The 13,376-nt window shown below is 66.9% G+C and carries 13 protein-coding genes and 1 pseudogene; 11 read left to right on the top strand and 3 right to left on the bottom strand.

All coding sequences use genetic code 11. The features are described 5' to 3' along the window. The first annotated feature begins 11 nt into the window (after positions 1 to 11). The 7 genes from PYV00_RS20920 (at position 12) to PYV00_RS20950 (ending at position 7,303) form a co-directional block, all read left to right on the top strand. Positions 12 to 1,361 carry a hypothetical protein gene (locus PYV00_RS20920; RefSeq protein WP_275230261.1) on the top strand — a complete coding sequence of 450 codons (1,350 nt, stop codon included), beginning with the start codon at positions 12 to 14 and terminating at the stop codon, positions 1,359 to 1,361. Then, positions 1,358 to 2,788, top strand: coding sequence for an acyl-CoA reductase (locus PYV00_RS20925; RefSeq protein WP_275230262.1), 1,431 nt, complete (start codon positions 1,358 to 1,360; stop codon positions 2,786 to 2,788). Before PYV00_RS20920 ends, PYV00_RS20925 begins: the two co-directional genes overlap by 4 nt. 206 nt (positions 2,789 to 2,994) lie before the next feature. Further along, positions 2,995 to 3,225, top strand: a complete 231-nt coding sequence (locus tag PYV00_RS20930) for a biotin/lipoyl-containing protein (RefSeq protein ID WP_275230263.1) — start codon at positions 2,995 to 2,997, stop codon at positions 3,223 to 3,225. Between the two features lie 48 nt (positions 3,226 to 3,273). Further along, the gene (locus PYV00_RS20935; protein ID WP_275230264.1) at positions 3,274 to 3,819 is read left to right on the top strand and encodes a peroxiredoxin; all 546 of its coding nucleotides are present in this window, start codon (positions 3,274 to 3,276) and stop codon (positions 3,817 to 3,819) included. A 178-nt stretch (positions 3,820 to 3,997) separates the two neighbouring features. Beyond that, positions 3,998 to 5,125, top strand: a complete 1,128-nt coding sequence (prfB, locus tag PYV00_RS20940) for a peptide chain release factor 2 (protein WP_275230265.1) — start codon at positions 3,998 to 4,000, stop codon at positions 5,123 to 5,125. Further along, positions 5,122 to 5,868, top strand: a complete 747-nt coding sequence (locus PYV00_RS20945) for a class I SAM-dependent methyltransferase (protein ID WP_428981666.1) — start codon at positions 5,122 to 5,124, stop codon at positions 5,866 to 5,868. The genes prfB and PYV00_RS20945 overlap by 4 nt, the downstream gene beginning before the upstream one ends. Before the next feature lie 28 nt (positions 5,869 to 5,896). After that, entirely contained in the window at positions 5,897 to 7,303 is a 1,407-nt protein-coding gene (locus PYV00_RS20950) for an NAD(P)H-dependent flavin oxidoreductase (RefSeq protein WP_275230266.1), read from the top strand. Positions 7,304 to 7,318: 15 nt separating this feature from the next. On the opposite strand, the gene PYV00_RS20955 is transcribed toward PYV00_RS20950, so the two are convergent. Next, entirely contained in the window at positions 7,319 to 8,632 is a 1,314-nt protein-coding gene (locus PYV00_RS20955) for an ammonium transporter (protein WP_275230267.1), read from the bottom strand. Between the two features lie 71 nt (positions 8,633 to 8,703). After that, the gene (locus PYV00_RS20960) at positions 8,704 to 9,720 is read right to left on the bottom strand and encodes a 2-hydroxyacid dehydrogenase (RefSeq protein ID WP_275230270.1); all 1,017 of its coding nucleotides are present in this window, start codon (positions 9,718 to 9,720) and stop codon (positions 8,704 to 8,706) included. An 83-nt stretch (positions 9,721 to 9,803) separates the two neighbouring features. Here PYV00_RS20960 and PYV00_RS20965 point away from each other — a divergent pair, with 83 nt between their 5' ends. Next, positions 9,804 to 10,274 carry an SH3 domain-containing protein gene (locus PYV00_RS20965; RefSeq protein ID WP_428981667.1) on the top strand — a complete coding sequence of 157 codons (471 nt, stop codon included), beginning with the start codon at positions 9,804 to 9,806 and terminating at the stop codon, positions 10,272 to 10,274. A gap of 96 nt (positions 10,275 to 10,370) precedes the next feature. Here PYV00_RS20965 and PYV00_RS20970 read toward each other — a convergent pair whose 3' ends face one another. Continuing rightward, a complete protein-coding gene (locus tag PYV00_RS20970; protein ID WP_275230271.1) occupies positions 10,371 to 11,567 on the bottom strand; it encodes an acetyl-CoA C-acyltransferase in 1,197 nt (398 codons plus the stop codon). A gap of 238 nt (positions 11,568 to 11,805) precedes the next feature. On the opposite strand from PYV00_RS20970, the gene PYV00_RS20975 reads away from it, so the two are divergent. The 3 genes and pseudogenes from PYV00_RS20975 to PYV00_RS20985 all read left to right on the top strand — a co-directional run. Beyond that, on the top strand, positions 11,806 to 12,180 hold the full coding sequence (locus PYV00_RS20975; RefSeq protein WP_275230272.1) for an NADH-quinone oxidoreductase subunit A: 375 nt from the start codon (positions 11,806 to 11,808) through the stop codon (positions 12,178 to 12,180). Positions 12,181 to 12,188: 8 nt separating this feature from the next. Continuing rightward, positions 12,189 to 12,749 carry a NuoB/complex I 20 kDa subunit family protein gene (locus tag PYV00_RS20980; RefSeq protein ID WP_275230273.1) on the top strand — a complete coding sequence of 187 codons (561 nt, stop codon included), beginning with the start codon at positions 12,189 to 12,191 and terminating at the stop codon, positions 12,747 to 12,749. A gap of 7 nt (positions 12,750 to 12,756) precedes the next feature. Next, positions 12,757 to 13,368, top strand: a pseudogene (locus PYV00_RS20985) (NADH-quinone oxidoreductase subunit C); the annotation flags it as partial. Positions 13,369 to 13,376: the final 8 nt, after the last annotated feature.

A 13,376-nucleotide genomic window follows, 5' to 3' on the forward strand; every position in this document is an offset into this window, starting at 1 on the left:
GAAAGCGAACCATGGGAGAACATGCCGCCGGTTTGATGCGCCACATGGGCGATGGCTCCGGCTATGACCTGGCCTGGCAGGACGTCCGCGAGGCGCAGGTCGCCGCGATGAACGAGCGGCTGCAGGAACGGATCGACGCGGTCAAGCTGGTCGGCTTCCGCGCGCGCGAAGCGGGCGTCACCAAGATCGAGCGGCTGGAGGACGTGGTGCCGCTGCTGCTGCCGCACACCGCCTACAAGTCCTATCCCGAAAGCTTCCTCAGCCAGAAGCGGTGGGACCGGCTGACCAAGTGGCTCGGCACGGTCTCGCCCTATCCGGTCGACGATGTCGACCTGGAAGGCATCGACGACATCGACGAATGGATCGAGCGGCTGGCCCAGGCCGGGCACTATGTCTCATGCTCCAGCGGCACGACCGGCAAGTCGGCGATGCTGGTCGGCTCGCTGACCGACATGGAATGGTCGAGCCGGGATGCGGTCGCCGCCTGCGCGTGGGGATCGGGCATCGCCCCGGCACGCGACCGGCTGGTCTTCGGGCTGGCGCCGGTGGCGGCCGTGCCGCGCAACCACTTCATCGGCCAGGCGCTGTTCGCCGCCTTCGGGATCGAGGGCAGCGAGCGCTTCACTTATCCGGTGCCGCCGATCACGATCGGTTCGATCACCCGCATGGTGACGCTGCGCAAGGCCATGGCCGACGGCACCGCGATGCCCGACGACCTGGCCGAGTTCGAGCGCGTCTCGGCCGAGCGCCAGGCGGCGATGGACGCGGCTTCGGGCATTGCCGCCGAAGCGCTGATCGCGGCGCGCGGCGAGAAGCTCTATGTCTCGGGCATGTGGGCCGCGCTTCATGCCGTGGCCGGGGAAGTGCGCAAGCGCGGCTACAGCGGCGCCGATTTCCACCCGGAAAACACCTGCTACATCGGCGGCGGGCTCAAGGGCGCGCAGCTTCCGGGCGATTACCGCGAATTCATCTTCGATACCTTCAACCTCAAGCCCGAGCGCAATTTCCAGATGTACGGGATGCAGGAGATCGGCACGGCCATGCCGCGCTGCCGCGAGGGCGGGCGTTATCATGTGCCGCCATGGCTGGTCTGCCTGCCGCTCGATCGCGATGGCGAAACGCTGCTGCCGATGGGGCAGGGCCCGGTCGAAGGGCGCGCCGCCTTCTTCGATCTCTCGCTCGACGGGCGCTGGGGCGGCGTGATCTCGGGCGATCACATCGAGATCGATTTCAGCCCGTGCGCCTGCGGCGCGCATTCGCCGTCGATCCGCGACAACGTCACCCGCATCAAGGATCTCGCGGGTGACGACAAGATCAGCTGCTCGGGCACGGTCGATGCCTATGTGAGAGGTGTGGCATGAACACGATGAATGGACTGAACCCGGCCAGCGATGCCGAACAGGTGGTTTCCGCGCCGTTCTTCCTGCGCGGGGAAGTGCTGTTCGGCGCCGATGTGATCCAGAAATCGCGCGATCTGGGCGTCACTTTCGCGACGCCGCGGATTCCGCTCGACAAGGTCGTGCCGCCGCGCACCGAGGTGCCGCCGCTGCTCAACGTGCCCACGGCCGAGATCATCGACTTCCTGGTCGAGACCGGGCAGCGCCTGCTGGCCCCCGACAACGACCATATGCAGGAATGCATCGAGCGGATGTGCACCACGCATATCCTGCCGCGCGCGGTGGTCGAGCATTCGACCCGCCATGCCGCCGGCTATCTCGACAAGCGCGTGCTGGAAGCGGAGCTGGAACAGAACTTCCCCGATCCGCGCGCGCTCGATACCTGGGTGCCCAAGTCCGATTTCACGGGCCGCAAAAGCTTCGTGCGTGCTTTCGCGCCGCGCCTGATCCACGTGATGCCGGGCAATTCCCCGGGCGTGGCGGTGAAATCGGTGGCGCAGGGTGCGCTGGTGAAGGCGGTGAACCTGTTCAAGATGCCCTCGGCCGACCCCTTCACCATGGTCGCGATCCTGCGCACCATGGCGGATATCGATCCGAACCACGCGATCGTCCGGTCGATGTCGGCGGTCTACTGGCGTGGCGGTGACGAGACGATCGAGCGCGTGCTCTATCGCCCGCAGTATTTCGACAAGATCGTTGCCTGGGGCGGCGGCGATGCGATCAACAACGTCGTCAGGTATCTCGGCCCCGGCTTCCAGCTCGTCTCGTTCGATCCCAAGACCTCGATCTCGATGGTCGGGCGCGAGGCGCTGGCGGATGAGGCGACGCTCGATCGCGCCGCCAGGCTGGCGGCCGACGATGTCATGATCCTCAACCAGGAGGCCTGCGTTTCCAGCCGCTACCAGTTCGTGGAAGGGCCGCAGGAGGATGTCGATCGGTTCTGTGCGCGGCTGCACCATCACATCGCCGCGCGGGCGGCCGCGTCGGGCGATGCGCGTCCTCTCGAAATGGACATGCGCGAAGCGGTCGAGATGATGGCGATGATGGATGACGAATACGGAGTCTGGGGCCGGACCGACGGCAAGGGCCTCGTCATCCGCTCCGAGGAGCCGGTCGATTTCCACCCGATCAACAAGACCGCCAATGTCGTGCGGGTGGATTCGCTGGACGACGCGGTGAAGTGGATCAACGTGGCGACGCAGACCGTGGGCTTCTTCCCGTTCGACCGCATGGCCGATTATCGCGATCGGCTGGCCGCCGGCGGCGCGCAGCGCATCGTCCATCTGGGCGAGGCGGGGCCGAGCACGATCGGCAACCCGCACGATGCGATGTATCCGCTCCACCGCTTCGTCCACTGGATGGCGCACGAGGACGGCTGCGGCGAGGACTGAGGTTCCCGCCGGCCATCGCCACCGCGAAGAATCCGCCCCGGTGCCCGCCGCCGCGTTCAAAAGCGGGCTTGCCGGCGATGCCCGCCCCCGAAAGGGGGCTTGCCAGCATCGTCCGGTGCGCTAGGCAGCTTGGGCAATCCCGGCGGGTCGGGCAGGGCGCCAGCTCCGCTCGCCCGCACGTTGACGAAGAAGGACCGGAAAGACCCATGGCTGTTGAAATCCTGCTCCCCAAGATCGGCTTCTCGATGCAAGAAGGCCAAGTGGCCGAATGGCTCGCCAAGGATGGCGATCAGGTGACCGAAGGCCAGCCGCTGTTCTCGCTGGAGGCCGACAAGTCCACCAACGAGGTCGAGGCGCCGGCATCGGGCACGCTCAAGATCATCACCCAGACGGGTGAGACTTACGAAGTCGGCACGGTGCTGGGCTATATCGAATAAGCCGACAAGCGGCTGGACAGGCCCTGCCGATCCGGCCAGACTGGCGCCATGAAACAGATCCTTGCCCCGATCGCCGCGCTGGCGCTGCTTGCTCTTCCCGGCGCCGCGCTGGCCAGCCTGCCGGTGGGCGCGAAAGCGCCCGCGTTCAGCACGCAAGGCGCCAAGGGGGGCAAGGACATCGCCTTCAACTTGCGCGCGGCGCTGCGCAAGGGGCCGGTGGTGCTCTACTTCTACCCCAAGGCCTTCACCCAGGGCTGCACGCTGGAAGCCCACGCCTTCGCCGAGGCGACCGACGAGTTCGCCCGGTACGGCGCCACGGTGCTGGGCATGTCGGCCGACGACTTGCCGACCTTGCGCAAGTTCTCGACCGAGGCCTGCCGGGACAAGTTCGCCGTCGCCGTGGCCACGCCCGCGATCATCAAGGCCTATGACGTCGCGCTCAAGCGCGAGGGGATGCCGGCCGGAAGGACCGACCGCACCAGCTATGTGATCGCGCGCGACGGCCGGATCACCATGGTCCATTCCGAGCTTGATTATCGCGATCACGTGAAGCTCACGCTGGAAGCGGTCAAGGCGCTCAAGCCCGGGCGCTGAACGCGGCGCGGGGCCGCGCCGGGCTGTCGCGCCGGGCCGGTGGGGCTGCATCGCCCCTTGTCTCACCCCATATCCTGTCTGTATGCGCACCGCTTTCGCGCGCGATCCCCCGCGCGCGGTGCTTTACAAACCCTGACGCTCCGCTAAGCGGTGCGCCCCTGAACTGGAGTCCGATACCATGCGTGCCGAAGGGCAGGCCCATATTGAGCGGATCGAGGCGGCACTCTCGCTCGTGCGCAAGTTCCTTGACTGGGATCGCGCCTTGCGCCGGCTGGACGAGCTGAACGCGCGCGTCGAGGATCCGACGCTGTGGGACAATCCCAAGGATGCCGAGGCGGTGATGCGCGAACGGCGCCGGCTGGAAGCCTCGATCGGCGCGGTGAAGGAAATCTCGCGCGAGATGGCCGACGCGGTCGAGTTCGTCGAACTGGGCGAGGCGGAAGGGGACGAGGAGACCGTCAACGAAGGTCTCGCCACGCTGGCCAAGCTGGCGGAGCGCGCCGATGCCGACAAGGTGCAGGCGCTGCTGGCGGGCGAAGCCGACGCCAACGACACCTACCTGGAAATCCACGCGGGCGCGGGCGGCACCGAAAGCCAGGACTGGGCCGAGATGCTCCAGCGCATGTACACCCGCTGGGCCGAGCGCAAGGGCTACAAGGTCGAGCTGGTGGATTACCACGCGGGCGAAGCCGCCGGGATCAAGAGCGCCACGCTGCTGATCAAGGGCGAGAACGCCTATGGCTATGCCAAGACCGAAAGCGGCGTGCACCGGCTGGTGCGGATCAGCCCCTATGACAGCTCGGCGCGGCGCCACACCAGCTTTTCGAGCGTCTGGGTCTATCCGGTGATCGACGACAATTTCCAGATCGACATCAACCCGGCCGACCTGAAGATCGACACCTACCGCGCATCGGGCGCGGGCGGCCAGCACGTCAACACCACCGATTCCGCCGTGCGCATCACCCACCAGCCTTCGGGCATCGTGGTGGCCAGCCAGATCGACCGCTCGCAGCACAAGAACCGCGAAATCGCGATGAACATGCTGAAGGCGCGGCTGTTCGAGGAAGAGATGCGCAAGCGCGAGGAAGCCGCGAGCGCCGAGCACGCCTCCAAGTCCGACATCGGCTGGGGGCACCAGATCCGCTCCTACGTGCTACAACCCTACCAGCAGGTGAAGGACTTGCGCACCGGCGTTACCAACATGTCGCCCGGCGACGTGCTCGATGGCGATCTCGACGCCTTCATGGCGGCCGCGCTTTCGGCGCGGGTCTCGGGCGAGCAGGTCGAGGTCGAGGACATCGATTGATCCGGCCCCCGGCCATCATCGTGGGCGTGCTGCTGCTGCTGTTCGCGGGCTGCCAGTCCGGCGGCAGGGCCGATGAGGACCGCGCCGAACGCGTCCGCGCGTTTCCCCGGGCGGACCGGCCGGTTTCCGGCGTCAGCGCCAGCCAGTTCTCCTCGGAGAACGAGCGCGACCGCTTCAACGAGGCGAAAGTGGTGATGGACCTGGCCGGCATCCAGCCGGGCATGAGCATCGCCGATGTCGGCGCGGGCGATGGCTATTACACCGTGCGGCTGGCCCAGCGCGTCGGCCGGACCGGCCGCGTGGTCGCGCAGGATATCGACCAGCGCGCGCTCAACCGCCTGGGCGCGCGAGTCGAGCGCGAGCGGTTCGACAATGTCTGGATCAAGCCCGGCAAGCCCGATGACCCGGAACTGCTGCCGGACAGCTTCGATCGCATCTTCCTGGTGCACATGTACCATGAAGTGGCCGAACCTTACGCGTTCCTGTGGAACCTGCGCCCGGCGCTGCGCCGCGACGGGCGCGTGATCGTGGTGGACAGCGACCGTTCGACCGACAGCCATGGCATTCCGCCGAACCTGTTGTTCTGCGAATTCGCCTCGGTGGGCTTTCGTTTGACGGCATTTGAACGTAAGCCGGAATTGCAAGGCTATTATGCACAGTTCGAGGCGGTGACGGCGCGTCCCGCCCCATCCGCGATCAAGCCCTGCCATCAGGCCGGAGCAGCGCAAACGGCGGCAAGCTGAACGCGCGCCGGTGGAAAGATTGGAAAAGATGAGTTTCAAGGGTCTCAAACCGATTGTCTACGGCGGCCGCGAAGTCTGGCCGATCATCGAAGGCGGCAAGGGCGTCGCCGCGACCAATCACGCCAGTTCCGGCGCCTGGGCCGCCGCCGGCGGCATCGGCACGGTCAGCGCGGTCAATGCCGACAGCTACGATGCCGAAGGCCGGATCATTCCCCAGATCTATGAGCAGCTCACCCGGCTGGAACGGCACGAGCAGCTTGTCCGCTATGCCATCGACGGCGCGGTGGAACAGGTGCGTCGCGCCTATGACATCGCCAGCGGCAAGGGCGCGATCAATATCAACGTGCTGTGGGAAATGGGCGGGGCGCAAGCCGTGCTCGAAGGCGTGCTGGAAAAGACGCGCGGCATGGTCACGGGCGTGACCTGCGGCGCGGGGATGCCTTACCGCCTGTCGGAAATCGCCGCGCGGTTCAACGTCAACTACCTGCCGATCGTCAGTTCGGCGCGTGCTTTCCGCGCGCTGTGGAAGCGGGCCTACCACAAGGTTTCCGAGCTGATGGCGGCGGTGGTCTATGAAGACCCGTGGCTGGCGGGCGGGCACAACGGCCTGTCGAACGCCGAAGACCCGCTCAAGCCCGAAGATCCCTATCCCCGCGTCAAGGCGCTGCGCGACACGATGCGCGGCGAGGGCATTTCGGACAGCGTGCCGATCATCATGGCCGGCGGCGTGTGGTACTTGCGCGACTGGTCGGACTGGATCGACAATCCCGAACTGGGCCAGATCGCCTTCCAGTTCGGCACGCGCCCGCTGCTGACGCACGAAAGCCCGATTCCGCAAGGCTGGAAGGACGCGTTGCGCGATCTGGAGCCGGGCGATGTCCTGCTGCACCGCTTCTCGCCCACGGGCTTCTATTCCTCGGCGGTGCGCAATCCCTTCCTGCGCAACCTGGAAGCGCGCACCGAACGGCAGATCCCCTATTCGAAGGTTGAGGCGGGCGAGCATACCGTGCGGCTGGACGTGGGCGTGCGCGGCAAGAACTTCTGGGTCACGCCCAAGGATCTTGCCCGCGCCCGTGCCTGGGCGGCCGAAGGCTTCACCGAAGGGCTGCGCACGCCCGACGACACGATCGTCTTCGTCTCGCCCGAGGAACGCGATTCGATCCGGCAGGACCAGGCCGATTGCATGGGCTGCCTGTCGCACTGCGGTTTCTCGTCATGGAAGGACCATGACGATTACACCACCGGGCGCCTGGCCGATCCGCGCAGCTTCTGCATCCAGAAGACGCTGCAGGACATCGCGCATGGCGGCCCGGTCGAGAAGAACCTGATGTTCGCCGGCCACGCCGCGTTCAAGTTCAAGCAGGACCCGTTCTATTCGAACGGCTTCACCCCCACGGTAAAGGAACTGGTCGATCGCATCCTGACCGGGGATTGATCGAGGGTCCTGACCCTAGGCATGATCTCCATGGCTGGCGACGTCGAGGCCTTCGGCCTCGGCGTCCTCGCCCACGCGCATGGGTACCAGCATGGAAACCATGATCGCCAGAATCGCGGTCACGAAGATCGACCAGACGGCAACGATGCCCACGCCGATCACTTGCGCGAGAAGCTGCGCGATCATGGTCATCCCCGTATCGTAGCCGACGCCGCCAAGGCCGGGGGACAGGAACAGGCCCAGCATGATCGAGCCGGCCGCGCCGCTGGCGCCGAACAGGGCGAAGACGTCCAGCGTATCGTCGATCGCGGTAAAGCGCCGTAGCAGCGCACGCGCGGCGCGCGCGGCCAGGGTTCCGGCCAGCCCGATGACCATCGCCGCCCCCGGCGAGACGTAGAGCGCACCCGCCAGGATCGCGGCCAGGCCGGCGAGAAGGCCCGAAGCGAAGTCGGCCGCGCCCGGCTTGCCGCCGCGCCGGAAGCGGTCGAGCGCCAGCCAGCCGAGGCCGCCGGCGCAAGCGGCCGCGTGGGTGTTGATCAGGACCGAAGCGGCATCGTCGTTCGCGGCCAGCGCCGCGCCGCCGGCCAGCCCCAGCCAGCCGATCCAGGCCAGCCCCGCGCCAAGCAGGCTGACCGAAGCGCTGAAGCCCGGCTCGGCGGTCTCCGCGCGGCGCCGGCCGACCAGCATCGCCGCGACGATGGCCGAAACGCCCGCGCACGTGGCCATGGTCAGCCCGCCGGCGAAATCGAGCGTGCCGACGCTGGCCGAAAGCCAGCCACCGCCGCGCAGCCAGTGCGCGACCGGCGCATAGGCGACGATGCTCCACAAGCTGGCGAAAGCCACCGCCCAGCCGAACCGCGCGCGGCCCGCCCAGGCGCCGCACAGCAGCGAGGCGGCAAGCCCGGCGACCAGCACCTGATAGAACGCGAAAGCGCTTTCGGGCACGTTGACTCCTTCACGCACATTGCCGAGACTGATCAGCATCCAGGCATTGCCGCTGCCCAGCCAGCCACGCGTGACGTCCCCGAACGCGACGGTATAACCGGCCGCAATCCACGCCAGCGAAACCGCCGCGACGATCGCCAGCGGCTGGAACAGCACCGACAGGACATTGCGTGCGTCGATCCGGCCGGCGTTGAACAGCGCGATGCCGGGAATCGCGGCGATCAGCACGAGCGCGGACGCGGCCAGCAGCCATGCGGTGTCGCCCGTGTCGACCACGTCGATGCGTCCGTCCTGCGCGAAGGCGGTGGCCGGAACGGCCAGCAGCATGGCGCCGGCCATCAGGCCCGGCAGTGCGCGCGGAGCGACGGTGTTGATGAATGACAAGCCGCAATCCCTTCCCAAATCCAGGAGAATGCGCGCTTTAGCCCAGATTGCTTGCGATCCGGTTGCCGAGCCTACCAGCCGGGCAGAACCTGATCCGGCGGACGGTGGCCATCGGCCCAGAAGCGGATATTGGCGATGATCCGCTCCCCCGCCGCCTCGCGCCCCTCGAACGTGGCACTGCCCAGGTGCGGCATGACGACGGCGTTGGGCAAGGTGAACAGGCGCGGGTCGATCGCCGGTTCATGACTATAGACATCGAGCCCGGCCCCGCCGAGCCGCCCTTCGGCCAGCGCCGCGATCAGCGCATCCTCGTCGATCAGCTGGCCGCGCGCGGTGTTCACCACATAGGCATCGGGCTTCATCGTGGCGATCCGGCGCGCATCGAGCAGGTTGTGCGTCTCCGGGCTGGCCGGGCAGTGGAAGGAGAGCACGTCGGCCTGCGCGATCATGCGGTCCAGATCGGGCTCGAAGCGCGCGGAAAACATGTTCTCCACCGCGCCGGGCAGCCGGTGCCGGTTGTGGTAGGCGATATCCATGCCGAACGCGCGGGCGCGGTGGGCCACGGCCTGGCCGATCCGGCCCATGCCGATGATCGCCAGCCGCTTGCCCGAAAGACTGTGGCCCAGCAGCGCCGATGGCGCCCAGCCTTTCCAGCGGCCTTCGTGGATCTCGCGCACCCCGGCGGCGAAGCGGCGCGATACCGCGATGATCAGCGCCAGCGTCAGGTCGGCGGTATCGTCGGTGAAGACGCCGGGGGTGTTGGTGACGATGATCTTGCGCGCGCGCGCCGCCGCCAGATCGATATGTTCGGTTCCCGCGCCGAAGCTGGCGATCAGGCGCAGCCGTGGACCGGCCCGGGCGATGAGTTCGGCATCAATCGTGTCGGTCACGGTCGGCACCAGCACGTCGCATTCGCGCATCGCGGCAGCGATCTGGTCACGCGTCATCGCCGTGTCGTCAAGGTTGAAGCGCGCCACGAACAGCTCGGCCATCCGCGCCTCGGTCGCGGGCAGCAGGCGCCGTGTCACCACGATATGCGGCGGGCCGTCAAGCGGCGGGGCGGATGGAGCGTCGGAGACTACGGTCATCGGTGAAGCAATCGCTATTCCCTGCGACACGCATAGGTCAAGAAGCCTTGAACGGGCCAACGCCGGGGCGCTATGCAGGCATCATGAAATGCATGAGCCTGCTGCCGGGAATCGTCGCGCTCATCGTGCTGGCCGCGCCAGCCCATGCCGAGGACGGCGACGTCCCCTACTGGGCCTCGATCAGCGCCGATATCGCCTATATGCGCGTGGGGCCGAGCAACACTTACCGGATCGACTGGGTCTACAAGCGCCGCAACCTGCCGGTGAAAGTCGTGCGGCGCGAAGGGCCCTGGCGATTCGTCGTCGATCCCGACGGGACGAAAGGCTGGATCCGCGACCTGCTGCTTTCGCGCGAACGCATGGCGATCGTCACTGGCGGGGGGCTGGCCGAAATGCACGCGCGCGGCAGCACCGGCTCGCCGCTGCTCTGGCGGCTGGAACCGGGCGTCATCGGCAAGCTGGGCGAATGCGAGAGCGGCTGGTGCGAATTCAACGTCGATGGGCACAAGGGCTTCGCGCCGCAAGAGCGTCTGTGGGGGTCGGCCGAGCCCTGAGGGGCCCGTGCTTCCAGCCCTCGCATGACCGCCATGCGAAAGGCCCCCGCCCGCAAGGGCGAGGGCCTTTGAATGCCGGCGTTAAAGCCGGAAGGGTCAGGCGAGCTCGATCGCCACCGCCGTCGCCTCGCCACCGCCGATGCACAGGCTGGCGACGCCGCGCTTGAGGCCCTTTTCCTTCAGCGCGGCGATCAGCGTCACGATGATGCGCGTGCCCGAAGCGCCGATCGGGTGGCCCAGCGCGGTGGCGCCGCCGTGGATGTTGATCTTGTCATGCGGGATGCCAAGGTCATGCATCGCGAACATCGCGACGCAGGCGAACGCCTCGTTGATCTCGAACAGGTCGACGTCCGAAAGCTGCCAGCCGGTCTTGTCCATCAGCTTGGTGATCGCACCGACCGGCGCGGTGGTGAACTTGGCGGGCTCCTGCGCATGGGCCGCAACGCCGATCACGCGGGCGACCGGCGTCAACCCCTTGGCCTTGGCGACGCTCTCACGCGTGAGGACGACGGCGGCGGCGCCGTCCGAGATCGAGCTGGAACTGGCCGCGGTGATCGTGCCGTCCTTGGCGAAAGCGGGCTTGAGCGTCGGGATCTTCTCGGGATTGCCCTTGCCCGGCTGCTCGTCGACCGCCACCACGACTTCGCCCTTGCGGGTCTTGACCGTCACCGGCACGACTTCGTCGGCGAAAGCGCCGGTGTCGATCGCCGCGCGCGCGCGGCGCAGCGATTCGATCGCGTAGGAATCCTGCGCCTCGCGAGTGAGCTGGTATTCATCCGCGGATTCCTGCGCGAACGAACCCATCGCGCGGCCCGCGTCATAGGCATCCTCCAGCCCGTCGAGGAACATGTGGTCGTAAGCCGTGTCGTGGCCGGCACGGGCGCCGGCGCGATGCTTCTTGAGGAGGTATGGCGCACCGGTCATGCTTTCCATGCCACCGGCGACAACCAGGTCGAGCGAGCCGGCCGCAAGCGCCTCGGCCCCCATGATGACCGTCTGCATCCCGGACCCGCAGACCTTGTTGACCGTGGTGGCCTGCACCGACTTGGGCAGGCCGGCCTTGATCGCGGCCTGGCGGGCAGGGGCCTGGCCAAGCCCGGCGGGCAGCACGCAGCCCATGTAGATACGCTCGATATCCTCGCCGGCCACACCCGCGCGCTCGACCGCGGCCTTGACGGCGGTGGCGCCGAGGTCGGTCGCCGAAACGTCGGCGAACACGCCTTGCAGCCCGCCCATCGGGGTGCGGGCGTAGGAAAGGATCACAATCGGATCGCTGGCGGAAATCTGGGCCATGGCTCGGCTGCCTTTCGCAATGTCATTGGACAGGGTTTGGAACTTCGCATAATGCTGCGCTGCGGCAATGGCAATCCATCCCGCGAATGCCGAGATTCGTCAGAGTTTCGGCGGTTTCGCAAGGGGATTGTCCCCGTGTCATGTAGGAAGCCCCGGCAAATGGGGCAAGCCGGGCTTGCACCGCGTCACGGGCGGGACTAGGGCGCGAGGCAACCGGTTAACGCACGAGTCTGAAGCCTTGGTCGACCTGTCACAATATCTGCCGATCCTGATCTACCTGGTGATCGCGCTCGCGCTTTCGTCGGCCTTCGTGTTCCTGCCGATGGGGGTTGCCCGCCTGACCGGCGCGCACAACCCGAACGCGGAAAAGAACAGCGAATACGAATGCGGCTTTCCCGCCTTCGAAGACCCGCGCAGCCAGTTCGACGTGCGCTTCTATCTGGTGGCGATCCTGTTCATCATCTTCGACCTGGAAGCCGCGTTCCTGTTCCCTTGGGCCGTCTCGCTCGACGTGACGGGCTGGCCGGGCTGGATCACGATGATGGTGTTCCTGGGCGAACTCGCCATCGGCCTTGCCTATGCCTGGAAGAAGGGAGCTCTGGACTGGGAATGAGCACGCCCATGACCTCTACGCTCGTTGACAGCGCCGGACAGCCGCTGGGCGCCACGCAGGCGGTCACGCCGCCCGATCCGGCGTTCTTCCAGGATCTCAACCAGGAAGTCTCGAACAAGGGCTTCCTCGTCACCTCGACCGAGGAACTGTTCCAGTGGGCCCGCACCGGCTCGCTGTGGTGGATGACCTTCGGCCTTGCCTGCTGCGCGGTCGAGATGATCCACGTGAACATGCCGCGCTATGACATGGAGCGATTCGGCGTCGCCCCGCGCGCCAGCCCGCGCCAGTCCGACGTGATGATCGTCGCCGGCACGCTGTGCAACAAGATGGCCCCGGCGCTGCGCAAGGTCTACGACCAGATGTCGGAGCCCAAGTACGTCATCTCGATGGGCTCGTGCGCCAATGGCGGCGGCTATTATCACTACAGCTATTCGGTGGTGCGCGGGTGCGACCGGATCGTGCCGGTGGACATCTATGTGCCCGGCTGCCCGCCGACCGCCGAGGCGCTGCTCTATGGCGTGATGCAATTGCAGCGCAAGATCCGCCGCGTCGGCACGGTCGAGAGGTGAGGCAGGCATGACCGTGGTTCACTCCGCTCCGAAAACCGCGTCGAACGAAGGCGTGCTCGATGCGCTGTCGGCCGCACTCGGCCCGATGCTCGTCGCCGCCAGGGAAGAGCATGGCGAGATCGTGCTGACCGTCGCGCGCGACGAGATCGAGAACGCGCTGCGCCTGCTGCGCGACGCGCACGAATACCAGCAACTGATGGAAATCGCCGGGGTCGACTATCCGTCGCGCGCGGAGCGCTTCGAAGTCGTCTACATGCTGCTTTCGCTCACCCGGAACCATCGCATCCTGGTCAAGGTGAACTCGGCCGAGGATACCCCGGTGCCGACGGTGACGACGCTCTGGCCAGTCGCCGGCTGGCTCGAACGCGAAGTGTTCGACATGTACGGCGTGATCTTCGCCGGAAACCCGGACTTGCGCCGCATCCTCACCGACTATGGCTTCGAAGGGCACCCGTTCCGCAAGGATTTCCCGCTCTCCGGCTATGTCGAGCTGCGCTATTCCGAGGAGGACAAGCGCGTCGTCTATGAGCCGGTCAAGCTGGCGCAGGATTTCCGCTCGTTCGACTTCATGAGCCCGTGGGAAGGCGCCGACTACGTGCTGCCGGGCGACGAGAAGGCCGAGGGAGG

It is taken from the genome of Novosphingobium album (ex Liu et al. 2023) (assembly GCF_029076845.1).
Taxonomy (GTDB): Bacteria; Pseudomonadota; Alphaproteobacteria; order Sphingomonadales; family Sphingomonadaceae; genus Novosphingobium.